The organism is Flavobacterium sp. CS20 (genome assembly GCF_018080005.1).
Taxonomy (GTDB): domain Bacteria; phylum Bacteroidota; class Bacteroidia; order Flavobacteriales; family Flavobacteriaceae; genus Psychroflexus.
In genome coordinates, this window is sequence record NZ_CP073015.1 from 896,082 (window position 1) to 921,345 (window position 25,264).

General features: G+C 31.9%; 22 protein-coding genes and 1 tRNA gene. 15 read left to right on the forward strand and 8 right to left on the reverse strand.

All coding sequences use genetic code 11. From position 1 onward, the window contains the following. The first annotated feature begins 37 nt into the window (after positions 1-37). On the forward strand, positions 38-4,426 hold the full coding sequence (locus IGB25_RS04350; protein WP_211066324.1) for a translocation/assembly module TamB domain-containing protein: 4,389 nt from the start codon (positions 38-40) through the stop codon (positions 4,424-4,426). A gap of 5 nt (positions 4,427-4,431) precedes the next feature. Here the strand turns inward: IGB25_RS04350 and upp are convergent, their stop codons facing one another. After that, the gene (gene upp, locus IGB25_RS04355) at positions 4,432-5,082 is read right to left on the reverse strand and encodes a uracil phosphoribosyltransferase (protein ID WP_211066325.1); all 651 of its coding nucleotides are present in this window, start codon (positions 5,080-5,082) and stop codon (positions 4,432-4,434) included. An 80-nt stretch (positions 5,083-5,162) separates the two neighbouring features. Next, positions 5,163-5,561, reverse strand: a complete 399-nt coding sequence (locus IGB25_RS04360) for an arsenate reductase family protein (RefSeq protein WP_211066326.1) — start codon at positions 5,559-5,561, stop codon at positions 5,163-5,165. Positions 5,562-5,654: 93 nt separating this feature from the next. On the opposite strand from IGB25_RS04360, the gene IGB25_RS04365 reads away from it, so the two are divergent. The 5 genes from IGB25_RS04365 to IGB25_RS04380 all read left to right on the forward strand — a co-directional run bounded on the left by IGB25_RS04365 (position 5,655) and on the right by IGB25_RS04380 (position 9,691). Further along, positions 5,655-6,854, forward strand: coding sequence for an NAD(P)/FAD-dependent oxidoreductase (locus IGB25_RS04365; RefSeq protein WP_211066327.1), 1,200 nt, complete (start codon positions 5,655-5,657; stop codon positions 6,852-6,854). 49 nt (positions 6,855-6,903) lie between these two features. Continuing rightward, positions 6,904-7,785, forward strand: coding sequence for a CorA family divalent cation transporter (locus tag IGB25_RS04370; protein WP_211066328.1), 882 nt, complete (start codon positions 6,904-6,906; stop codon positions 7,783-7,785). 475 nt (positions 7,786-8,260) lie between these two features. Beyond that, on the forward strand, positions 8,261-8,836 hold the full coding sequence (locus IGB25_RS15440; RefSeq protein WP_371815944.1) for a tryptophan 2,3-dioxygenase family protein: 576 nt from the start codon (positions 8,261-8,263) through the stop codon (positions 8,834-8,836). Further along, on the forward strand, positions 8,788-9,168 hold the full coding sequence (locus IGB25_RS15445) for a hypothetical protein (protein ID WP_371815945.1): 381 nt from the start codon (positions 8,788-8,790) through the stop codon (positions 9,166-9,168). Before IGB25_RS15440 ends, IGB25_RS15445 begins: the two co-directional genes overlap by 49 nt. 34 nt (positions 9,169-9,202) lie before the next feature. Further along, positions 9,203-9,691 carry a hypothetical protein gene (locus IGB25_RS04380; protein ID WP_211066329.1) on the forward strand — a complete coding sequence of 163 codons (489 nt, stop codon included), beginning with the start codon at positions 9,203-9,205 and terminating at the stop codon, positions 9,689-9,691. 281 nt (positions 9,692-9,972) lie between these two features. On the opposite strand, the gene IGB25_RS04385 is transcribed toward IGB25_RS04380, so the two are convergent. Beyond that, positions 9,973-11,172 (reverse strand): IS4 family transposase, encoded by a 1,200-nt coding sequence (locus IGB25_RS04385; RefSeq protein WP_211064494.1) that lies wholly within the window; start codon positions 11,170-11,172, stop codon positions 9,973-9,975. 118 nt (positions 11,173-11,290) lie between these two features. Between IGB25_RS04385 and IGB25_RS04390 the strand changes: the two genes are divergently transcribed. The 4 genes from IGB25_RS04390 (at position 11,291) to IGB25_RS04405 (ending at position 14,141) form a co-directional block, all read left to right on the forward strand. Next, positions 11,291-11,584: a phosphoribosylpyrophosphate synthetase gene (locus tag IGB25_RS04390; RefSeq protein WP_211066330.1), complete on the forward strand. Its 294-nt coding sequence runs from the start codon at positions 11,291-11,293 to the stop codon at positions 11,582-11,584. 99 nt (positions 11,585-11,683) lie between these two features. Continuing rightward, the gene (locus tag IGB25_RS04395; RefSeq protein WP_211066331.1) at positions 11,684-12,157 is read left to right on the forward strand and encodes a Dps family protein; all 474 of its coding nucleotides are present in this window, start codon (positions 11,684-11,686) and stop codon (positions 12,155-12,157) included. A gap of 16 nt (positions 12,158-12,173) precedes the next feature. Continuing rightward, the gene (locus IGB25_RS04400) at positions 12,174-13,109 is read left to right on the forward strand and encodes a mechanosensitive ion channel family protein (RefSeq protein WP_211066332.1); all 936 of its coding nucleotides are present in this window, start codon (positions 12,174-12,176) and stop codon (positions 13,107-13,109) included. Between the two features lie 63 nt (positions 13,110-13,172). Continuing rightward, a complete protein-coding gene (locus tag IGB25_RS04405; protein WP_211066333.1) occupies positions 13,173-14,141 on the forward strand; it encodes a 2-hydroxyacid dehydrogenase in 969 nt (322 codons plus the stop codon). A gap of 292 nt (positions 14,142-14,433) precedes the next feature. Here IGB25_RS04405 and bshA read toward each other — a convergent pair whose 3' ends face one another. The 5 genes from bshA to hutH form a co-directional block, all read right to left on the reverse strand. Then, positions 14,434-15,576 (reverse strand): N-acetyl-alpha-D-glucosaminyl L-malate synthase BshA, encoded by a 1,143-nt coding sequence (gene bshA, locus IGB25_RS04410; RefSeq protein ID WP_211066334.1) that lies wholly within the window; start codon positions 15,574-15,576, stop codon positions 14,434-14,436. Between the two features lie 62 nt (positions 15,577-15,638). Next, a complete protein-coding gene (locus tag IGB25_RS04415) occupies positions 15,639-18,539 on the reverse strand; it encodes a glycoside hydrolase family 3 N-terminal domain-containing protein (protein ID WP_211066335.1) in 2,901 nt (966 codons plus the stop codon). 13 nt (positions 18,540-18,552) lie between these two features. Then, positions 18,553-19,035, reverse strand: a complete 483-nt coding sequence (locus IGB25_RS04420; RefSeq protein ID WP_211066336.1) for an ABC transporter ATPase — start codon at positions 19,033-19,035, stop codon at positions 18,553-18,555. An 83-nt stretch (positions 19,036-19,118) separates the two neighbouring features. Next, positions 19,119-19,193, reverse strand: a tRNA-Pro gene (locus IGB25_RS04425). Positions 19,194-19,381: 188 nt separating this feature from the next. Continuing rightward, the gene (gene hutH / locus IGB25_RS04430; RefSeq protein WP_211066337.1) at positions 19,382-20,890 is read right to left on the reverse strand and encodes a histidine ammonia-lyase; all 1,509 of its coding nucleotides are present in this window, start codon (positions 20,888-20,890) and stop codon (positions 19,382-19,384) included. 183 nt (positions 20,891-21,073) lie between these two features. Between hutH and IGB25_RS04435 the strand changes: the two genes are divergently transcribed. From IGB25_RS04435 to IGB25_RS04455, 5 genes are read left to right on the forward strand one after another with little or no spacing between them, the layout of a single operon-like run. Next, a complete protein-coding gene (locus IGB25_RS04435) occupies positions 21,074-21,715 on the forward strand; it encodes a DUF4159 domain-containing protein (protein ID WP_371815946.1) in 642 nt (213 codons plus the stop codon). Between the two features lie 18 nt (positions 21,716-21,733). Continuing rightward, positions 21,734-22,228 (forward strand): TrmH family RNA methyltransferase, encoded by a 495-nt coding sequence (locus IGB25_RS04440; RefSeq protein WP_211066338.1) that lies wholly within the window; start codon positions 21,734-21,736, stop codon positions 22,226-22,228. Then, positions 22,225-23,415 carry a class I SAM-dependent methyltransferase gene (locus tag IGB25_RS04445; protein ID WP_211066339.1) on the forward strand — a complete coding sequence of 397 codons (1,191 nt, stop codon included), beginning with the start codon at positions 22,225-22,227 and terminating at the stop codon, positions 23,413-23,415. Before IGB25_RS04440 ends, IGB25_RS04445 begins: the two co-directional genes overlap by 4 nt. Beyond that, positions 23,415-24,008 (forward strand): hypothetical protein, encoded by a 594-nt coding sequence (locus tag IGB25_RS04450; protein ID WP_211066340.1) that lies wholly within the window; start codon positions 23,415-23,417, stop codon positions 24,006-24,008. Before IGB25_RS04445 ends, IGB25_RS04450 begins: the two co-directional genes overlap by 1 nt. A gap of 6 nt (positions 24,009-24,014) precedes the next feature. Continuing rightward, positions 24,015-25,262: an Nramp family divalent metal transporter gene (locus tag IGB25_RS04455; RefSeq protein WP_211066341.1), complete on the forward strand. Its 1,248-nt coding sequence runs from the start codon at positions 24,015-24,017 to the stop codon at positions 25,260-25,262. Positions 25,263-25,264: the final 2 nt, after the last annotated feature.

Consider the following 25,264-nt stretch of genomic DNA (forward strand, 5'->3'; position numbering starts at 1 on the left):
AGTTATAGCGGTTGTTCTGCTGTTTCTCTTATTGGTATTGATTTTTTTAATCCCTGGTGTTCAGACTTATACCGCACAAAAGTTAACCAAAAACATCAATGAAACTTATGGGACTCAAATCAATATTGAAAGGTTAAAAATTGGTTTAAATGCAGATATTGAAATACAAGAAGTGATGGTTTTTGACCATCATAACGATACAATTTTTGATGTTAATAAGTTATCGACTTCTATTTTTAACATTTCAGGGCTTTTAAATAAAGGTAATTTAGATTTAAGCAAAACTGAGATTGAAGGCTTAAAGATGAAATTGATACGATATAAAAATGAAGATTCTGATAATCTTGGCGTTTTTCTACAGAAATTTGAAACGGATAAACCCAAAGATTCTACTTCAACTTTTAAACTTCACATTGACGATGTGTTTTTGGTTGATAGTGAATTCAGTGTAATAGATTATAACTTAGACAAGCCAGAGGCATTTAGTATTAAAAACTTAAATTTTGATGTCAATAATATCAATATCGTTGATGACAAAGTGAGCATAAACATCAATTCACTTTCTGGCATTACGGGTTATGGTTTAAAAATAGATAGATTGCAGACTAAATTTTTTATGAACGGATCACAAATGCGTTTGGATCAATTAAAACTCAAAATGCCCGAATCTGAAATCGCAACCGATTTAAAATTTGAATTTCAAAAGGGAGATTGGTCTGATTTTGAAAATAAAGTTCAAATTTCAGCAAATTTTGATCAATCAAAGATATCAACTACCGATTTGAATTATTTTTACAGCGGGTTTGGATTTAATGAAAATTTGGTATTATCAGGTCAGCTTAATGGCACATTAAATGATTTTTCTTTTAAAAACATCAAAATTGATGGCATGCAGAGAAGTGAAATTTCTGGAGACATCGTCATTAGTCAAATAACCAATCCAGATAAATTTCAATTAAAAACGCAAAACATAGACATTACAACCAATTATTTTGATTTAAAACGTTTGTTACCAAAAGTATTAGGCGATAATTTACCTGAATTTATACAATACATGGGCAATTTTTCTGTCAATGGGCAAACGCAAATATTTGGGCAAAATTTAAATGCAGAACTCAATCTAAAATCAACGGTAGGTCAGGGATTAGTGAAACTTGATTTTAAAAACCTAAACCTTCCTGATGAAGTAGAATACAAAGGTTTTTTGAATCTTAAAAAGGTTAACTTGGCAAAATTGGCACAGTCTAATGATTTAGGACTGGCTAGTTTTAATTTTTATATCAACGGTAAAGGCTTCACCGAAGAATCTTTGAACACTCAAGTCAATGGAAAAATTCATACTTTTGAGTATAATAGCTATGTTTACAAAACCCTTAGCATTGATGGAAATTTAAAATATCCTATTTTTAACGGCAAGATTGACAGTCAAGACCCTAATTTTTTATTTGATTTTGATGGCACTGTCAATGCTTCAAATACTCAAAACATTTTCAGTTTTGAGTCAAACATCAAATATGCCGATTTGTATCAGCTTAATTTTATTGAAAAAGACAGTATTTCAATTTTTAAAGGCAATTTCAAAATTGATATGAAAGCCAATACTATTGATGATGCTGTAGGACAAATTAAGTTTAATGATTTTAATTATACAACCAGTTATGACACCTATAAGTTTAAAGATTTTATCCTCAGTTCTGAAATTAAAAATAACATTCATTATATTACAGTAAATTCTCCAGATGTTATTGATGGTAGAATTTACGGTCATTTTGAGCCTTCAAAACTTCCACATTTTATAGATATTTCTTTTAGAAATCTTTATTTTAAAGATGTTATTAAAAACCAGTTCACAAACAAAAATGTGAACTTTGAATTTAAAATTAACAACAAAATCGTTGAAGCTATTTTTCCTGAAATCAGCATTGCTCCTCAAACATTTTTAAATGGTAAAATATCTTCAAATGAAGACGAAATGAAGTTGCGCTTTATATCACCCCAAATAAGGTATAAAGAAAATATTCTGAAAGATGTTGAAATACAGATTGATAAGCAAAATCCATTTTTTGATACCTATATAGAAATAGCTGATATTCAAAATGCTACGTATCCTATTTCAAATTTAAATTTAATAAATGTTAAACTTAATGACACGCTTTTTTTTAGAACAGAATTTTCAGGTGGAGCAAACAAAGATGATAAATTTAATTTGAGTCTATATCAAACTTATGATAAAGACAATAATACGGTGGTAGGTTTTCAAAACTCAAATATACTTTTCAAAAATAATACTTGGGAAATAAATAAAAACAACAATTACAAAAACAACAGAGTTATTTTAGAATCAGGACTCCAAAAATTTATATTTGATTCACTTGCATTTTCTTATCAAAATCAAGTTGTAAAACTTAATGGAGAGATGCGAGATTCTACCTACAAAGACATTAACCTTAAACTTGAAACCGTTGAACTAAACAATATCACACCATATATAGACAGTGTAAAGCTTGGTGGTCTTGTTAATGCTAATATGAGAATATATCAAAAAAATGGTCAATACGCCCCAAATCTCAATGTGATGGTAAGAGATTTTGAAGTCAATGATTTGCAATACGGCGATTTAAAACTATCAGCTAATGGCAATGAAAATTTATCAGATTTTGATTTAAAAGCCTATTTGACTAAAGCACAACAGAATTTTTTGTCAGCAGAAGGTCAAATAACCACCAACCAACAAGAGCAATTGATAGATTTGGATATAAGTTTTGATGATTTAGATATAAGTTCTCTCAGCCCATTGGGTTCAGATGTGATCAGTAGGATAAGAGGCAAAATTAATGGAAACGCAAAATTATTTGGTTCTCTATCAAATCCTGATTTTTCTGGTCAATTACTTTTAGATGATGCAGGTCTAAAATTTCCTTACCTCAATATTGATTTTGACTTTCAAAACAAGGCTAAAATCATTTTAGACAAAAAGAAATTTGTGCTAGATGACATTCTTCTAACGGATACTAAATACAAAACTCAAGGCACATTGAGTGGTTTTATATCTCACGATCAATTCAAAGATTGGAATTTAAACTTAGATTTAACATCAGATAATATTTTAACTTTAGACACACCATATACTGAAGAAAGCTTGTACTACGGAACCGCATTTATTTCAGGAAAAGCATCGATAAGCGGACCAACCGATGCTTTAACAATAAATGTTAATGCTACAAGTCAACCTAATACCGTTTTTAATATTCCGCTTTCAGATACTGAAACTATTGGAGATAATTCATTTATTTATTTTTTAACACCTGAAGACAAACAAAAAAAAGCACAAGGCAAAGATTATTTGCTTGAAAAAGTTTCTGGGCTAAGTCTAAAATTTGACTTGATCATCACCAATGATGCCTTAGTAGAAGTTGTAGTTGATCAAGAAAGCGGAAGCACGCTAAGAGGTCGAGGAGACGGCAACTTGCTCATAGAGATAAATACGAATGGTAAATTTGATATGTATGGAGATTTTGTAGCACTATCAGGAGAATATATTTATAAATATCAAGGTCTTATCGAAAAAAAGTTTGAAGTTATTCCTGGTGGTTATTTATCGTGGGAAGGCAATCCCGTTGACGCCAATATGGATATACAAGCCAAATATACCACAAATGCAAATCCTGCTGTTTTACTGGACAACCCATCCGTTAATAGAGAAATACCCATAGATGTCATCATTACACTAAATGGTGAGCTTATGCAACCAGATATTAGTTTTGATATACAATACCCAAATCTGAGCTCAACAGTAGAATCTGAATTGAATTACAGAATTCAAGGTCGTGAAAACACTGAAAAGCAAGCTTTGTCTCTCGTTGTTCAAGGTACTTTCTACAACAACGAAGGCGTTGGTATGAATGCCATTGGCTCTAATCTATTAGCAGAAAGAGCAACAAGTATTATAGATCAGATTCTAAAAGATGATGAAGGTAAGTTTAACATTGGTTTTGATTATATTCAAGCGGAAAAAACTCCAAACCAAAACGCTATAGGCTCAGATAGAGTAGGGATGACCCTTCAAACCCAATTGAGTGATAGAATTTTTATTAATGGTCGGTTTGGCGTTCCTGTAGGTGGGCAGACGCAGTCGTTTGTGTTTGGCGATGTTGAATTAAATTTTTTACTCAACGAATCAGGCTCATTAAGAGCTCAAATGTTTAATAGAGAAAGTAATATTCAGTTTATCGGTGAAGAATTAGGATACACTCAAGGTTTAGGTATTTTATATACTGTTGATTTTGAAACTTTTGAAGAATTATTTAGAAAAATGCTCAACAAAAAAGAATCTGATGACAGCAACAAACAAACTCCGAAAGACAAAGACCAAACAAAAACTAAATCTTTAGTTCCAAATTATATCAAATTTCCAGGTGAGCAGTAAATCATTTAAAGTTTAGGACCAAAAGCTAAATCGCCAGCATCGCCTAAACCTGGCACAATATATCCATTATCATCAAGCTTCTTGTCTATATCTGCCAACCAAAGTTGAGTGTTTTGACCCAATCGAGTTTGAAGAAAATCAATGCCTGGCTGGGCAGCTATGGCAGATAAAATGTTTACAGATGAAATTTTAAACTTTTTAGTTAAAGTTTTATAGACTTCAACAATAGAATGTCCTGTTGCCAACATAGGATCTACTAATATTAAATCTTTTGAAGTCAAATCAGGTGTTGCACAATATTCTAAATGAATTTCAAAATTGCCTTTGTCATTTTTTGTGCGATATGCTGAAATAAAAGCATTATCAACACAATCAAATATTCTAGAAACGCCATTATGCATTGGTAATCCTGCACGTAAAATTGAGCAAATTACCAATTCATTTTTAATGAGTGGTTTTTGGTGTTGCCCGAGAGGTGTTGTTGTAGTTTGAGACTTATAATCAAGACTTTTGCTCATTTCATAGGCAAGTATTTCACCAATACGTTCAAGGTTAAACCTAAATCTCAATTTGTCTTTTTGAATATTTTGGTCTCTTATTTCTATTAAAAATTGATTTAAGACAGAGTTTTGATTAGAAATATGGTGGATTTTCATAACTAAATTATTGTGAGATTATTCAATAAAATAGCAAAGTAAAAAAATCCTTTTAAATATTATATCAGATAATAGAAATACTAAGGAATTTTAATTTCTCCTGTATCGACAGATTGAAGTTGCAAAATGTCGTTGGCGTGAGAAGCACGAACAATTTTGTTACCTCTGATTGCAATAGGTTTATCAACGACTTCTGGATGCTTTTCAATAATTTTTAAAGCATCAAACTCGTCTATATTTGGAGATTTACCAAACTTTGAAGTAATGATTTCGTGATTGAGGTTAATCAAATCAACAACGCTAAGGTTTAACATTTTTGCCATTTCAGACCAATCGGTTTGGCTAATTCCTGCTTTGCTGATATCAATAGGAAAAATAACAGCTTTATTGGCTTGAGCAATGGCTAAACATTTCTTAGACAAAGCATAATCAGGATGGTAATACAGGTTTATTTGTTTGTTGTCTTTTGAAATCATCATATTTTTTTATTAAATAACGCATTTTCATTTGGATTTTCAAAGACTTGACCTATTTTTAGTAAAAATTTATAAATATAGAGTGATAAATAATTTATGGAGAATAAAAAAATTGTAATTATAGGAGCTGGAGTCAGTGGACTTGTAGCGACTATAAATCTCGAAAAGGCTGGTTATGAACCTATTATATACGAACAAAAGGATAGAGTAGGTGGGCGAGTTCAAACCGATTATATCGATGGATACACATTTGACAAGGGGTTTCAAATTTTGTCGCCCAATTATCCAGCAGTTCAAAAATATTTAGATATTGATCTTTTACATTTAAAATATTTTTTCACAGGTGCATTTGTGTTTAAAAAAGGAGAACAAGGAAAATTAGGCAATCCCGCAAAAGATTTTGATATATTGTTTTCAACTTTGTTTTCAAAATTGGCTAACTTCTCAGATAAGCTAAAAATCATAAAACTATATCGGTCATTAAAATATAAAACTTTTGAAGAAATCTTTAATTCAAAAAACCAAACAACGCTTGACTTTCTTAAGTCGTTTGGGTTTTCTGATAAGGTTATCAATAATTTTTTTAAACCTTTTTATGCTGGTGTTTTTCTCGAAGAAAACTTAGATACGTCAAGCCGTATGTTTGAGTTTACCTTTAAATTGTTTTCTGAAACAAAAGCTGGCATTCCGGAAAAAGGCATACAAGCTATACCTAATCAATTGGCCAATCAACTGAAACAGACAACATTTCATTTTAATACTAAAGTCAAAAGTGTTGAAGATAATGCCATCACCTTAGCAAACCATACTCAAGTTGAAGCAGACTTTATCATTATAGCTACAGAAACTTCAGATTTAGTTTCCAATTTAAAAAATCAACCACAAGAATGGAAAAGTGTTGACAATCTATACTTTGAGGTAGAAAACCGAGTTATTAATCTGCCTATGATAGGCTTGGTTGCTGAAGAAAATACACTTGTGAACAATTTTCATTATTTGAGCTTAGCCTCTGAGCCAAAGCAAATTTTGTCGGTCAGTGTAGTCAAAAATCACAATTTAAGTAACGAAGAATTAGCAAAAATAACACAAAAAGAACTGCTTGATGTTTGCGATATAAAAATCAATAAACTGCTTAAACATTACAAAATACCAAAAGCCTTGCCAAACATAGCAGACGTTAATTACCAAATACCGCATACCGAAACCAAATTAAAAGACCGTATATTTTTAGCCGGTGATGTTTTGTCTAACGGTTCTTTAAATGCAGCAATGCTCAATGGCGAATCTCTTCGCTAAAGCCGTTTTAGAACATATCAACGGAATGACTTTAGATGTTCAATAAAATATGAAACTCAATAGCAAAACCTATAAAAACTTTACTTGGTACGACTGTCTTCAAGCCAATTTCAAAGACCTAAAACAACTCAATACACCTATACAAATACCTGATAATTTTATTGAAGATAGTTTAGAGGTAGGACATTTGCCAAAATATGAGAAAAATGAAGACATAGAACTTATCATTCTGCGAGTTTCAACAGACATTAAAAACCCTGATATATTAAGTGTTGGTCAACTTTCTACTAAAATTGCTTTTATAATTCAAGACAAAAATCTGATTAGTATTCACAGAAAAAAAATCAATTTCTTAAGCCAAGTTAACAAAGAATTCAATTCCACAGGTGCATTTCTTTTTTATATGATTGAACATATCATAGATAGCTTTGAAAAGCCTTTAAACAACTACAGCAAAGCAATTGACAAAATGGAAAGATTTGTTTTGCTCGATAACACAGAAGAATTTTCAATAGAAAAAATATATTTTATCAAGTCTAAAGCAAGAATGCACAAAAAGATTTTACAAATGAATCAAAATGTCATTAATCAATTAGCAATTAACAACACAGGTTTTAACTCCGAATTGCAAGATATCAAAGATTCAATGCTCAATCTTTTGCACACAGCAGATGAAATAATAGAAGATACTCAAGCTTTGCTCAATTCATATTTATCTATCACAGCACAAAAAAATAATGATGTGATGAAGCTATTGACTGTTTTTTCGGTGTTCTTTTTACCCTTAACATTTATTGCAGGCATCTATGGCATGAATTTTAAGTTTATGCCTGAATTAGAATATAAAAATGCATATTTCATCGTTTTAGGCATAATGGTTTTGATTTGTATTGCTATTTATATTTGGTTTAAAAGAAACAAAATATTATAGTGGCTCAACATGCAGTATCAAAATTTTAAACATTCATATAAAAGTTTTAGTTTGATTTATTAGGATTATAACAAATTATGTTTTTATATTTGTATATCATCATCGCAGAGCAAATTATATCTATTTTGGGGTATTTGGTAATAATTTTCTGCGATGATTTTTTTAATATCTAAATAAATCATAATATATATTATGTAAAATAGAAATTTATAATTTCTTACTCTAAAGGATTGATAAGCTTCCCTACTAATAAAAGAAATCATCATATAACCTGAGTTCGGTTTCTTGAAAGTTGTACATCAGATTGAACGAAAAATGAGGAGAAATCTCATCCTATTGTGATGTCTCGTCGCTCATACTTCGTTCTATCGACAAGACAAATGATTAAATATCTGTATTTTATGAATATATTTTATTGGAATTTATATCGAACTCACGTTCATTTAATTTAGTATTTTTGTAGAAAACTATATCTATGTCTGATGACATCATAAAACAACTCAAAAAAAAATATACAGATTTAGGCGAAAATCATTTGCACTACCTAAGCGGTTTGTTTCATTCTAAACCTATAACCTATTGGGATTATGTGGAAGTAGATACTTTGCTTTCCTTACAAAAACCACGAACTGATTTTAAAGATGAAACCGTTTTTATCATCTATCATCAAGTTACCGAATTGGTTTTAAAATTGATGATACACGAAATTAAGCAAATAGTCTTTGAAGAAAATTTAAACGAACCTATATTCAAAGACAAACTCAAACGCCTTATCCGCTATACAGAAATGCTGATTACCTCTTTTGATGTTATGAAAGACGGTATGAGCTATGAAGATTACAACAAATTTCGATTAAGCCTTACGCCTGCCAGTGGTTTTCAAAGTGCACAATTCAGATTTTTAGAAATATATTGCACGCCTTTAATCAATCTTGTACATCAAAAAAAACAAAAATTATTGCCCGATAAGCCAAATATAGATGATTTTTTTGAACATATATATTGGCGAGCAAAGCAGGTTACAATCCCGAAGATGGCTCAAAAACGCTGACTTTAAGTCTGTTTGAAGACAAATATCTTGCACAATTTAAAGCTCTTGCAACCCAAATAAAAGGTCAAACCATTGCTGAACGTTTTCAAAAGCTTAATGATCCTTCAGAAGATCTTATTGATTTGATGAAAACTTTTGATCATACTTATAACGTAAAATGGCCATTAGTCCATTTAAAAACTGCTCAACATTACTTGGATAAAAAAGGCGAAAACAAGCAAGCTACTGGTGGTTCTGAATGGAAAAAATATCTTCATCCCAAGCATCAAGGGCGTCAGTTTTTTCCAAAGTTATGGAAAGATGAATCTTTTTTAGATTTTATGCCTATTTGATTGAATTGGAATAAAATTTGATATATTTATCATAATGAAAACCAAGCTGATATACATATTTATTGTTTTTGTTGCTAATTTTGGATTAGCTCAAGAATTCAGTTTGCCACCATTAAGCCCAGATGAGTTATCACCTCAAATTCAATCGCCACTTTATCAAGATTTTGATGTCAACGAATTTGATTTGTTAGTAAAAAATGTCAACGTATTTGCATCACCCAATACTGAAAATGCATTTGATTTTATGCAGGCTTCTGTTTCTAAAACTCATCAACTTTCTTATCAGAATTTTTATGACGCTATCGATCGTCAAATGTCTCAATATGCAAATTTTAAGGTTGAGATAGATAATTCTAAATCTTCTATTTTTATGGATTACAACAATCAGCCGATATATTCTGGTTCGTTTAGAGTTAAAAACTCGGTCTATCAACGTGCTGACAAGTTAACAGGCACGCCAAGACGAAGCCCACTACTCTACTCACCAAGCTTGTCTTCTCGACGAGGTTTGATTTGGTATTAGATCAATCGTTTTTTTGTTAAAAACTTATCAAAAACCTATTTGAAACAAATTGTTATTTGTATTTTTAAGATATGAATACGAAATGGATTTTAAATATAATTGGTCTCATCATCACAATAATTGGGCTTGTTACAGGATATTATTTTTTCCTTTTTCTCGCTTTACCGATAAGTTTTAGTTTTTTTAACATTGTTGTCCGATAAAAATCTAAATTACTAAAAAAATCTTTTGTATCGCCTAATTTCACTGTGTAGCTTTAGTATTTTAAAAATAGAACCTCCTTATGGGTCAAAAAGGCTTAATTGACCTATATTTTTTGTTGTAATATCTTCCCATTTTGCTTCTGGATTTTTAAGGAATTTGAACAAATCAATATAGGTCATTAAATGATATCGTATCACGGACATCATATTAGAATATGCCCATTTTCTTTCTGCTTTTCTCTGAATGACAAGCATTATTAGTTGTATGATTAAGCTGACCCATATCTGTATCTCGATGGCATTTTGATTATCTCCAAGAAAATACTTTAGCGGGAAGTTTTGTTTAAGGCGTTTGAACATAGTCTCGATTTGCCACCTGTTCTTGTAGATCTCGGCAATTTTATCTGCCTGAAGTTCATAATTGTTGGTAATGAACTCATAGACTTTTTGGTGTTTATCGTACCAAAAAGCTATTCTTCTAAGGTAAAATGGTTTACCGTCATTGTCTTTGAGTTCTATTTTTTCGTCCTTTAGGACAGCATCATCTACCGTGTCGGGAATATCAAACTCTTCAAGGCTTGTATAACGGGCATTGTCTTTTTGTCTGGTCACAAAGTAAATATTCTCTAAGGTCCATTTTTGGTATTGTTTATAATCCACATAACCTTTATCAAAGACGACATAAGAACCTTTCTTGAGTTCAAGATCCTTTAAAAAGGTATGGTCATGGGTTGCAGCATTTGAGAACTTTATCAGACAGGGCACATCTTCCATAGCATTTATCATAGTGTGCATCTTGATACCACCTTTCTTTTTGCCGTTGAGTGAGTTTCTACCTACACCTTTAAGAATGTCACTAAAGAGTGTTATAGTTGATGAATCAACAATTTTAAGGTCTTTTACAGCTGGTTCATAAGTTCTGCTGTCCGACAAAAATCGGTGGTAACGTTTATAGAGTAAATGGTAAATATCAGCAAATACTGATGAGCTTCTTCTCCTGTTGGCGTCAGATAATGTGCTTCGCTTTGGGAAATCTTTTAGCCCCAAATGGTTGATTTTTCCTTCACAAGCAAGCATAATACTCGATACTTCACGAAGCGAGCTACAACCACTAATGACAGTGAAAATCATAGTAACTAAATGCTCATAAGTAGTGAACTTTTTAGTGTATCTGTCGCTGTTATGCTTTTCGGCTGTCCGATAAACATCGTTGGGTAAAATAAAATTTAAAACCTGTTTGATAATGGGTTGACCGCTGAAATTTTTACTTTTGTTCATATCTCTTTTTTTTTGCGAAAGATGAAGATATAAAAAAGTGGGAAATCCTGTATTGGAAATCCCACTTTAAAATATTTTATCGGACACTAATGTTTTTTTAATAAAAAAAATAATAACTATGAGTAACACAACACTTTCACAAAAAATCAATGAACTAAAAGATCAAGGCTACACACTTGATTTTAATATTGAATCTGATAGAATATCTGAGCACAAAGACAAGACTGCTTATAAACCAAATGAGTTTAAAGTAGATGGTGTTTTTAGGTTTGAAGGTATGTCAAACCCTGATGACAATTCTATTCTGTATGCCATAACAACTTCTGATGGCAAAAAAGGAGTTTTGGTTGATGGTTATGGCGTTTCAGGTGGACAAATTTCGGATGAGTTATACCAAAAACTTTCTCGTTAGAAGACGTTAAACTTATATTAAGTCTAAAGGGTTTTAGTTTAAAAACCCCTAACCTATTGTATATTTGTATTAAATTTTATAAATCAATAAATAAAAACTATGAGCTATCTGAATTTAGACCAAGACAAAACTTCAAAAACTGTTGAACAACTCAACATTTTGCTTGCTGACTATCATTTGTATTATCAAAAATTGAGAAACTTTCATTGGAACGTGATTGGAACAAATTTCTTCGATTTACATGAAAAATTTGAGGAAATGTATGATGATGCTAAACTTAAAGTTGATGAAATTGCTGAACGTATTCTGACTTTAAGACATTCGCCAAAAAGTAACTTATCTGATTATCTAAAAATCACTAATCTCAAAGAATCAGGTGCTGATTTAGACGATGCTAAAATGGTAGATATTTTGCTTGAAGATCACGGCACTATTATCTCTCAAATGCGTAAGGTTGTCAAAGTTGCAGGCGATGCTGGCGACGAAGGGACTATAGATTTGATTGGAGCATATATCAGAGAACTTGAAAAAACAAGTTGGATGCTTGATGTATGGACCAAAAAATTGCGTTAATTTGCAATAAAAAAACATGTTTTATTTTCAAGATGATGTCTCACAAAGTATTGTAAATCAAACTCAAGATTCTTGGGATAAACTTAATGATAAATTTCAAGGTTGGGTAGATTCATTTATATTGAGTCTGCCCAATTTTTTGCTAGCAGTTATTGTATTTATTTTATTTATAGTATTTGCTAACCTTACTTCTAGATTACTAAAAAAGATATTACAGCGAACTTCTGCTCAACATTCGGTAGTTGTTATTACCATTAGAGTTTATAAAACTATTTTTATACTCATTGGTTTTTTTGTAGGCTTAGGAATTTTAAATTTAAGCACCGTATTAACCTCTGTTCTTGGAGTCGCGGGTGTTGTTGGTTTAGCTGTTGGCTTGGCACTTCAAGGCACTTTAAACAATACTTTTTCAGGCGTTATTTTGAGTTTTATCCCAAAAATACAGATTGGAGATTGGGTAGAAACCAACGACTTTAAAGGCTTTGTTACAGACATCAATCTAAGAAGTGTAACCTTAAAAACAGCAGATCAGAATTTAGTTTCAATTCCCAATTCAAAAATAGTTGACAATCCATTTAAAAACTTGAGTAGTGACGATAGAAGCATTGCTACTGTAGAATGTGGTGTTGGTTATGAAAGCGACTTAGAGTTTGTAGAAAAAATCACTGTGCAAGCCATTGAAAAAGCTTTACCACAGTTACCTGGTGAGAAAGTTGAGTTGTTTTATAAAGCTTTTGGCAACAGCTCTATTGATTATGAAGTTAGATTTTGGATTAAAGAAAGAAATGCAAAAGACGAATTGCTTGCAAAACACAAGGCAATTTTAGCCATTAAGAAAGCTTATAACGAAAACAACATCAATATCCCATTCCCAATTAGAACTTTAGATTTTGGTAAAAATAAATTCCGTTCTGAAACTTTAGAAATAAAAAATCACATATCGGATCAATAATGTTCTTAAAACAATAGCGATTTAGGTGCAAAATCAATATATCTCTTTTAAAAGTTATCACAAATGAAAAATATTTTAGTAACATATAAAACCAACGAAAACGAAAAAGAATTTTATAGAAATTTTTTTAAGGATCATGCAATTTCTTTTTTAGATGATACAGAAACAGATAAAAAAGAAAAGATATTATTGAAAAGTGAAATAATAATCGCGTGGAATCCGACAAGAGAATTAGAAAAATTTGATAAAAACCTGTTCCGTAATTTTCGTTTTATTCAACTATTGTCTGCCGGCTATGATCATTTAGAATTCGATATGTTTCCCACCACATGTTTAATTGCAAGAAACCAAGGTGCTTATGCACCAGCGATGGCAGAACATACGGTCGCAATGATTCTTGCACTGTCAAAAAAATTGCGCTTGTATCACAACCGCATGGCAGAAGGAAAATTTGAACAACTGAAAAGCATTACGAGGCAGATTAAAGGAGCCACGCTCGGAATTATCGGCTTCGGTTCAATTGGTAAAGAAGTTACCAAGTTGATGCGTGGTTTTGATGTGAAAGTAATGGCATTAAACACAAGCGGAAAAACAACTGAAGATGTTGATTTTATAGGGACATTAAACGATTTGGATAACCTGTTGATTCACTCTGATTTTGTGGTTATTTCCATTCCCCTGTCAGACGAAACAGAAGGATTAATCGGAAAAAAAGAATTAGAGCTAATGAAAAATGACGCCATATTGATTAATGTAGCGAGAGGACCAATTGTTAAAGAAAAAGATTTATATGAACATCTAAAAAACCATCCCGATTTTTCAGCTGGAATTGATGCGTGGTGGATCGAGCCGTTTAAGTTTGGACATTTTAAAATCAATTATCCTTTTTTTGAATTGCCCAATCTCTTAGGATCGCCACACAATTCAGCTATTGTCGAAAACATTTTGATTGAAGGAGCAAGAAAAGCGACAGAAAATGCTAAGAAATTCCTGAATAATAAAGAAATAAAAGGTGTCGTTGAAAGAACATAAAAGCCATTTGGAATTAATCGAATTTATTTAACGTGAGTTCGTTATAAATTCTAATAAAATACAGATATTTAATCATTTGTCATGTCGATAGAGCGAAGCATGAGCGACGAGACATCTCAGATAAGATTTCTCCTCATTCTTCGTCGAAATGACAAAATTTGCTTACAAAAATATGTAATCATCTGATTTACAGATTTCAATAAATCAAACTCACGTTATTTAGTATATTTCATAAAGGGATTACAACCAACTGACAAATAGCAATGCTTAGCACGCAATAAATAGAAACTTTTTATTGTTTTTCGACATTATTGGCAACTAACATAGATTGATAAAGTGTTTCATAAGATTTGATGACATTTTTGATATCAAATTCTTTGGCACGTTTTTTTGCGACTTCTTTAAAGGTTTGATGTGTTTCAGGGTTTTTTAAAATTTTTAAAGCATTATCAGCCATTTCTTCAACATTGCCAACATCGCTTAAATATCCCGATAATCCGTGGATATTGACTTCAGGCAAACCGCCTGTGTTAGTCGAAATTACAGGAACGCCGTGAGCCATAGCTTCAAGTGCAGCCAAACCAAAGCTTTCTTTTTCTGATGGCAAAATGAAAAGATCAGAAAAGCAAAGAATTTTTTCTATGTCATTGCTTTTTCCCATAAAAATAACTTGCTCTCTCACACCGAGTTCCATAGCAATATTTACCGCGTTATCACGATCTGGACCATCGCCTATTACGATGAGTTTTGCTTTTTGATGCTCTGATATTTTGGCAAATATTTTTATGACATCTCCCAAACGTTTTACAGGTCTAAGATTACTGACATGCGTGATTATCATTTCATCATCATCTGCCATAGTATGTCTTTGGCAATCCTCAACATTGTTAATGAGATTATCAAAATCAATAAAATTTGGAATGACATGAATATCTTTTCTTATATCAAATATTCTTAAAGTATCTTCTTTTAAACTGTTTGAAACCGAAGTTACACAGTCGCTTTTGTTGATGCTAAAGTTGACGGCTCCTTTATAAAAATTATGACTTCCAACTAAAGTTATGTCAGTGCCGTGAAGCGTGGTCATCATAGGAATTTCATAGTCATCTTCTTTCAGCATCTGTTTAGCCATATAGCCAGCATAAGCGTGCGGGATAGCATAATGCACATGCAAAATATCAATATTGTATTTTTTTATGGTGTTGACCAGTTTTGTTGACAATGCCAATTCATATGGTTGATAGTGAAATAAAGGATATTCAGGTACAGAAACTTCATGAAAGTGAATGTTAGCTGACAAATATTTTAACCTTACGGGTTGTTTGTAGGTAATAAAATGGACTTCATGTCCTCTGTTGGATAAGCCAATACCCAATTCGGTAGCCACTACTCCACTTCCGCCGAAAGTTGGATAGCAAACAATTGCAATTTTCATTTATAAATTTTTGCACTAAGATAAATCTAATTCTAAGGTATTGGTCTTAAGGAAATCCAAAATTATGGTTTATTTATATTTTCATAGATAATTTTTTGAATTTCAGTTCTGATATTTTCTGAAATTAATTTTCTATTAGTCATATCAGGATGAACGCGATTGGATAGAAAAACATAGACGATATTTTCTTCGGGATCTGCCCAAGCATAGGTTCCTGTAAAACCACTATGACCAAAACTTGTCATTGACAAACAGCCACATGTTGGTCCAATTTCATCCAATTGGGGCTTGTCAAAACCTACACCTCTTCTCACATCATCTTCACAAAAATAACAAGTATTGAACCTGTCTATGGTAGAAGGTTTTAACAGTTGAGCATCGCCATAAGTTCCTCCATTAATATACATCTGCATAAATTTGGCTACGGCATTGGCATTGGCAAACAATCCTGCGTGACCACCAATGCCACCCAAAAGGGCTGCTCCTTGATCGTGAACATAACCTTTAAGGAGTTGTTTTCGCCACACGGTGTCGTTTTCTGTTGGTATAATTTGATCTTTATTGAAATGTTTTAATGGTAAATACCGCATTTTATTTATGCCCATTTTACTATAAAACTTGTCTTCTATTGATCGTTTTAGACTTTCCTTGTTGTAGTTTTCTATTATTTTTTGTAATAAATAAAATGGTAAATCGCTGTATTTGTATTCTAATTTTGGGCGTAATTCACTTTCAAAAATTTTTGTATAAATGCTATCGCGGTAATCATTTCTTACATAAAAATTCTCAGCCACTTGAGTTGAAAATTCTAAATCTAATTTGTTTTTATAATAAATTTCTGGGTGTTCTATGGTTTCTAAATAAAACGGTATCCAAGATTGAAATCTAGCATAGTGAGAAAGCATATGTTTGAAATCGATAAATGCTTTATCGGTATTTAAAAGTTCGGGAATATGTTGATATAAACTGTCATTTATATCTACTTTTCCTTCTTCTTCTAAACGCATAAACAAAGGCAAAGTTGACAATATTTTGGTCAATGATGCTAAATCGTAAACATCATTATCTTTGACTTTAACTTTGTTTTGATAGGTGTGATAGCCAAAGTTTTTTTGATAAATACTCACGCCATTTTTAGCAATTAATATTTGAGCACCTGGCGTCATTTTTTGTGCGATGGCATATCTGACTATTGAATCTATCTTGGCTTCATAGTTGGGATTCATCCCTTGATTTTGTGCAAAACCATAGGCTAATCTGTGTATAGAACTATAGCGATAACCCGAACCTTCAGGATATATTTTATTGATACTTACAGGTAATTTACCTCGAGCTGGTCTTGCTCCATACAAAATTTGAGCCGCCGCCGATTGTGCCAAATCAGAATTTTGATAAGCTTGCACAATACCTTTTATGTTCACCGTGCTTTTGATATCGCTTATAGCATACGGACTTGCAAAATTGACCAATATGACTGGAATTTGCAAACTGATTTCATGTATAGCCACCAGTTCTTTTTCTGTAAACTTATAAGATTTCCATGGCGTTTCATTAGAAGAATGATGCCCGATAATCAGCTTATCATAAGCTTTTAATTGTTCAATTTTATCACTTAAAAGTAAACTTGAATCTATGGTATCAACTTGGTCGTATAGGTTTAGAACCTCTATAAAATGTTGATTGCTGGCTTTTCCCATTTTGAGATAAGCTATCTGTTCTGTGTCTAAGTGTTTAAAAGGCAAAACATTAGCATTATTTTTTACAACAGTAATAGCATCAGCAATCGCTTTCATATAAATGGCGTCGTTTTTTTGAGTATTCAAATTCTCGACTAAATTTTGAGTATCAATAGGTTTGTATTCTGATAAACCCGCTTTGTATTTGGCGTATAATATTTTTTTGACTGAATAGGCTAATCTGTCTTCGGTTATGTATTCTTTTTTATAAGCTTTTTTTATTTTTTTTATAGCCAAAGGCACATTTTCAGATATTAAAAGAATATCATTGCCTGCCAAAAATGCTTGTAAATCAATTTCGCCAGGTTCTTCAAAATCGGCAACACCTTTCATATTTAAAGCATCGGTAAAAATCAAACCTTCAAAACCCAGTTTTTCTTTGATTAAACCTGTGACTACATTTCTGGAAAGCGAAGTTGGTAAATTTTGTTGTGGCTCTAAAGCTGGAACGTTTAGATGAGCCACCATAATACTACTCAAACTACTGTTGACAAGTTGTTTGAAAGGAAATAATTCTACACTTTCTAAACGTTGTTTTGAAAAGTGAATTGATGGTAAAGTTTTATGAGAATCTTTATCGGTGTCGCCATGTCCTGGAAAATGTTTTGCACTGGATAATATACCAACTTCATCAAAAGCTTCAACAAATAGTTTTGCTTTTTTGGTAACGTTATATTTGTTTTCACCAAAGGATCGATTACCGATAATCGGGTTATTGCGGTTTGTATTAATATCCACAACTGGGGCAAAATTGATGTGAACGCCTAAGCGTTTGTTGTGTTTTGCAATTTGGCGTGCAACATCTTTAACGGTGTTAGTGTCTTTTATGGCACCTAAAGTCATATTCCAAGGAAAAGCATAGGTAGAATCTAACCGCATAGCCAAACCCCATTCGGCATCCATAGCAATCATTAAAGGGGTTTTGCTTAACTTTTGATATTTGTTAGTCAAATCAGCTTGTCGCATCGGACTACCTTTAGAAAAAATAATACCACCGATATGGTATTTTGTAATGAGTTTTTCTATATCAGCTCTTGGATTTCTAGAAAAAACATCAACCATAAACAGTTGACCTATTTTTTCGTCAAGGTTCATAGCATGGTATAAACTATCTACCCATTGTTGTTGGGCTAAGCTGTCTTTTGATTGTAAAGGTAGATACGAATAAGATTGAGAAAAAATTTTTGAACATAAAAAAATTATGATTAAGCTATAAAAATATTTCATCAATGTTTATATTTTAGAGAAATCTAGCGTGCCAACTATCTTTTAATGGAACTTCCCAATAATCTTCAAATTCTTGTTTAGTGGCAACTAAATTATTAAAAACAATGGTATTAGCATTTACTGCACGTTGTTTGACCATTTTTTTGAAATCCAAAAGTGGTTTGAATGCAATATGCTTGCCATGTTTGTAAGAAACATTCATTTTATCTAACAAATCTACATTATATTCTTGTTCTAATCCTTGCACAAATCTCACTAAATTATCTATAGAACAACCCGAAGCTGAAGACTGACTTTCATCAACACTAATGACGATAAAACGCTTGTATTTGATAAGATAAGATGTTTTTAGTTCTTGACCGTGAGCTACCCAAGATTGTAAAAATGTTTCTATATCTTTTGAAATTTGTTGGATTTCTTCATCGGTAAAACTTCTATTGCATTGATAAATCCATACCCGAGAGGCATCTGAAAGTTCATTAAAATCTACTATCATAATTTTTGTTTACTCTGCAAATATAGTGAACATAAGCCGTAGAACCTGTCGCAAAAATCTTAAAAGAAATTAAAAGAAAAAAGTCGGGATGAGAGGATTCGAACCTCTGATCTCACGCCCCCCAGACGTGCACTTTAACCGGACTAAGCTACATCCCGAAAATTTAATATTTTGCAAAAATAGTATTTTTTTTAATCTTTAATCACTAAAGTTTAAGCTATCCTAAAAGCCTTTTTTGATTGATTTTGTAAACTGTTAATCCAATTATATCTCTAATTCTCAAGACTTCCTGCAGGTGTGCATATTTATCAAATCAAACTGTATGACTAAAATTGACTTTGAAAGTTTAAAAATCTAAAAACGCTCGGGCTTGTTTTGTGGATAAAAATTGGCGTGTTTTCTCAATTTCATCAGACATCAGTTTATCGTTTTTAATTATTGGAACTTCCTCTCTATACAACTTTAAAAAGGCTTCAATGGTCTTAGAGCTTTTTAAAGGTTGTCTAAAATATAAGGCTTGACTTGCATTTAACAATTCAATAGCTAAAATTGTTTGTATGTTTTTGACAATGCTCACAAGTTTTGTTGCCGCGTTAGCACCCATACTCACATGATCTTCTTGACCATTTGAAGATACAATAGAGTCAACCGAAGCTGGTGTACAGAGTTGTTTATTTTGGCTCACAATACTGGCAGCTGTGTATTGAGGAATCATAAATCCACTGTTGAGTCCAGAATTATCTATTAGAAAATTTGGCAAACCTCGAGAGCCAGAAACCAATTGATATATACGCCTTTCTGATATGTTGCCAATTTCTGCAAGTGAAATAGCCATGACATCTAAAGCAATAGCAAGCGGTTGACCGTGAAAATTGCCACCTGAAATCACTTGGTCTGCTTCTACAAAAATATTGGGATTGTCTGTTACTCCGTTAAGTTCGGTTGTGAAAGTTTGAGAAACATATTTTAATGCATCTTTTGTAGCACCATGAACTTGTGGAATACAGCGAAAAGAATATGGGTCTTGAACATTATCTTTTTTGGTATGGGCAATTTGGCTATCGCTTAAATACTTTAAAATTTGTTTTGCAGTTTGACGTTGTCCTTCATGTGGTCTGACTTGATGTACCAAATCGTCAAATGGAGACAAATTGCAATTAAAAGCATCTGTGGACATAGCCCCAATCAAATCGGCAAAACCTAAAATATAGCGACTTTGAATTAAAGCCCATAATCCATGTGCACTCATAAATTGTGTACCGTTGAGTAAAGCCAATCCTTCTTTTGATTTTAGTTTGAGCGGTTTAAGGTTGATTTGCTTTAAAACTTTTGCACTATCTTCAACTTTGCCTTTGTATTCTACTTTGCCTTGACCCAACAAAACCAAAGACAGATGGGCTAAAGGAGCCAAATCTCCTGAAGCTCCTAACGAACCTTGCTCAAATACCAACGGGCAAACCTTATGGTTATATAGGTCTATAAGGGTTTCAACTAATTCTATACTTACACCAGAATAACCATAACTTAAAGATTGAATTTTTAAAAACAACATCAAACGCACAATCTTTTTTGATACTCTTTTGCCAGTACCACAAGCGTGAGACAGCACTAAATTTTCTTGAAGCTGAGCTAGTTGATCCTTTGGTATTTTTACATTACATAATGATCCAAAACCCGTATTGATACCGTACATTGGATATGTGGATTGATCTTGTTTTTTATCGAGATACGCTCTACACTTTATGATATTTTGTCTTGCTTTATCACTTAATTTAAGTTGAACATCTTTTTTTATAATTTGTTCTACTTTATTTATAGTAAGTGTTTTAGAATCAATATAATGAGTATTTGACATAAACTGTTTTTAATCTTGGGTTGCTAAATTAATATTTTAATGCTAAAAGATTGAAGAAAATTAAACCTGTATGCATTTTTTTTAAAATCAATTAAAAAACTTGTTTCTAAATTCGTGTTATTTAAAACACTTGGTATTTATTTAACGCTATTAAATGCTTAAATTTGAATTCAAATTTAAAATATGATTAGAGTTTTTTTTGTCTTAATATTTCTGATATCCCTTAAATCTACTTCACAGCAAATAGCCGTCCTAAAATACAAAGGCGGTGGCGATTGGTATAGCAATCCTACAGCTTTACCCAATTTGGTGAAGTTTTGCAATGCAGAAATAAATACCGCAATATCTGAAAAAATACCCACAGTAACACCTGATTCACCTGAACTGTTCAACTATCCTTACGTTTATTTAACAGGTCACGGCAATGTATTCTTTAGTGAAAAAGATGCACAAAATCTCAGAAACTATTTATTAAGTGGCGGATTTCTTCACGTTGATGATAATTATGGTTTAAACCCTTATTTTAGAAAAGCCATTAAAACCGTATTTCCCGACAAAACATTAGAAGAAATACCAGCCAATCATCCCATATTTTCAAGTGCATTCAGTTTTCCAAAAGGATTACCCAAAATACACGTTCACGACGGAAAGCCACCGCAATTGTTCGGTTTGAGCCACGAAGGCAGATTGATATTGATATTTTCTTATGAAAGTGATTTAGGCAACGGTTGGGAAGATCCTGAAGTTCACAACGATCCTGAAGAAGTGCGTCAAAAAGCTTTAAAAATGGGTGCCAATATTATTAAATACGTTTTCTTAAACTAAAGATTTAAAATGCAGCAATTGGCTTATAAAGATATTTCCAATGCAAAACACAATTTGTCGATTATTTTAATTTGTGATGTTTTAAAATCGCCTGCCAATTTAGGAAATCTTTGCAGAATAGCTGATGCTTTTGGTGTTGCAAAATTGTATATACACCAAACCAATAAAGATTTTCTAAAATCTAATAGGTTAAAAAAAGTTGCTCGACATACACATCAACATCTTGATATTGGGTTTTATACTGATTTCATTTCATTACACAAAATTCTTAAAAATGAGCATTATGAAAATGTCGCTATAGAATATTGTGACAAAAGTACAGCCTTACCTCAGATAAGATTTAACTCTAAAACTGCTTTAATAGTAGGCAATGAAAAATCAGGTGTATCTGAGTCTATTTTAAATCTTGTCGATAAGTCAACTCATGTTGATATGTATGGTCACAACAGTAGTATAAATGTAGCCCAAGCCACAGCTATTGCACTTTACGCATGTGTAAATCAGCAATTATGAGTATCGACCGAAATCTTTTAAAACCTGAAATTATTGATTTTGTAAAACAACACGAAAATCATAATATTCCAGAATTAATTTTAAAAGGAAGTCCTTTTAAGTCTGTTAGCATTCAGCAGATTGCACAGCAAATTAAAGGTCGGCAAGTTGCTAAAGCTAAATTTCCTAAATTTTATGATTGCGAAACAATTATTTATCCACCAAAGTTAAATTTAGAACAATCTTCTTCTGAAATCGCCGCAAACTATAAAGCTCAATTTATCAATACTAATGATAAAGTTATTGATATTACTGGCGGAATGGGAATTGACACCTTGGCTTTTGCACAAAAAACAAAACAGATTTCTTATTGTGAAATGCAATCCAAAACTTTTGATTATGCCAACCATAATCTTGAAATCCTAAATTCAAATATTGAATTACACCAAACCGATGGCATAGAATTTCTCAAAAAAAATAAAACTAAATATGATTTGATTTATATCGATCCTTCAAGACGAAATAAACATCAAAAAAAAGTATTTAAACTTGAAGATTCCACGCCTAATGTTTTAGAATATTTAGGTTTATTTCAGTCAAAATCTAATCGTGTTTTAATAAAAACCTCACCTCTACTCGACTTGAAGTATTGCTTAAGTAAAATAAATTTAATAACTGAAATACATATTGTTGCAATAACAAATGAAGTTAAAGAAATTTTGCTTTTAATAGATTTTAACCCTGATAAAAGTTCACCTGTTTTAAAAGCTGTAAATCTTGAAACCGAGCAAATCAATTTTCAAAGTCCATTGAGTTTATCAGATTGTTTGCCAAAAATATCTGAGCCAAAAACTTATTTATACGAACCTAATGCGACCATTATGAAATCTGGTTTATTTGGCGAATTATCAACACAATTCAAGCTTTCGGCTTTAGCTAAAAACACGCATTTACTCACAAGTGATAAATTAGTTGATTTTCCAGGACGACGATTTATGATTAAATCCATGATATCGCCAAAACAGAAAGATTTAAAAAAGCATATTCCCAATCTAAAAGCTAATGTTAGTAGCAGAAACTATCCACTAAAACCCGAACAGATTAAAGCAAAATACAAAATAAAAGACGGTGGAGATTGTTATGTTTTTTTTACTTCAGATTTTAATAATCAAAAAATAGTATTAATTTGTGATAAAATTCAGAACTGATGATAAAGGTTTACTTATTTGCGTTTATATTCACTTTTTCGCTTTTCTCTTTTGGGCAATGTGAATATAGCGAAATGGCTTATGATAATACGACTAACAAAGCTTATTTAAAATCACTTCCAATCACTTTAGATATTTATGAAACCCCGCTTAACGGCAGAATTGTATTGGCTTCATTGATAAGAACTGGTAATCAATATTTTATAGAAATTGAAATCACTAAAGATTCATCTGCTCAAGACTTAGAACCTATTTGTTTTGAAAAAGGCTCTCGGTTAAACTTTTCACTCAAAAATGGATCAATTGTGAGTATCTCTCAAGTTGATGAAAAAATCTGTGGAATCAAATTATATGATGAAGAGACAGAATACACAACGGTATCGAACTATGCGAAATTTATTTTAACACAAAAAGCTTTTGATGAATTGATCAAATCTGAAATCGTATTGATAAAAATAAGTGCAACAAATTATGAAAAGACATTTGTTTTGAAAGATGAGCTAATTCAAAACATAGAAAATTCAACAATAGTAACCTATCCAAGTCGTTTTTTTATAGATAATATCGAATGTATGACCAATCCAAAATTTTAATTGATTTTGAAACAGTCTTTTACATCTTTAGTAAAATCCATCGGACCAGGTTTTTTGTTGGCTGGAGTCGCAATCGGGGTTTCTCATTTGGTGCAAGCCACCCGAGCTGGTGCTGAATACGGTTTTGTATTGATTGGAGCTTTAATCATTGCTTGTTTAACCAAATATCCATTTATGGAGTTTGAAGCACGATATACTTCTGCAACAGGCAAATCTTTAATTGAAGGTTATAAAGGCATTGGCCAATGGGCTTTGCAATTGTATTTTTTTGTCAGCATAGGTAGTGCCTTTATTACTCAAGTCGCAGTAACTTTGGTAACTGCTGGATTAGCCGAATATTTATTTCGATTAGGAATAAGCATTTTTGGTTGGTCTTGTATCATTTTGAGTGTTTGTATTATTATACTTTGGCTTGGACGTTATAAAACTATTGACCGTTTAATGAAATTGTTGATTAGCGGATTGACCATAGCGACTTTAATCGCTGTCTTTTTAGCAATTGACAATGAAAAAAACACCAAGCTTTTTAGTTATGCACATCCCGATTTATGGCAAGTCAGTTCAATAGCCTTTATCATAGCATTTATGGGTTGGATGCCGATTCCAGTTGATGCTTCTGTTTGGCATTCTATTTGGACTAAAGAAAAAAACAAACAATACCTAAATAATTCTACTAAAAACAGTTTAATTGATTTTAATATTGGTTATTTATCAGCTTCGTTTATCGGCTTATTGTTTTTCTTGCTTGGAGTTTTAGTTTTTTTTGGTAGAGAAATAGAATTATCAACAACTGCTGTTGGTTTTTCGGGTCAGTTGATAGAAATGTACCAATATAGTATTGGTGAGTGGAGTAAAACCATTATTGCAATAGCTGCATTTTTTGCGATGTTTAGCACCACATTGGCCGTTACTGATGCCTATCCAAGAGTATTTGATGAATATACAAAATTGCAATTAAAAACCAGTAAACAGTCAAAATACCGTTATGTTTTATTCTTATTTTTAATTTCAATTTTGAGTTTAGGTCTCCTCTACTTTTTTTCTAATAGTTTTACGGTGTTTGTAGATTTTGCAACAGGTTTAGCGTTTCTAACCTCGCCAATTATTGCTTGGCTAAATTTGAAATTAGTTACAACTGATGATTTCCCACAAAACCAAAAGCTAAAACCAATTTATCTATGGTTCAGCAGAATTTGTCTTTGGTTTTTAGTTTGTTTTGGACTATTTTACTTAGGCTTCCACCTATTGACATAAAT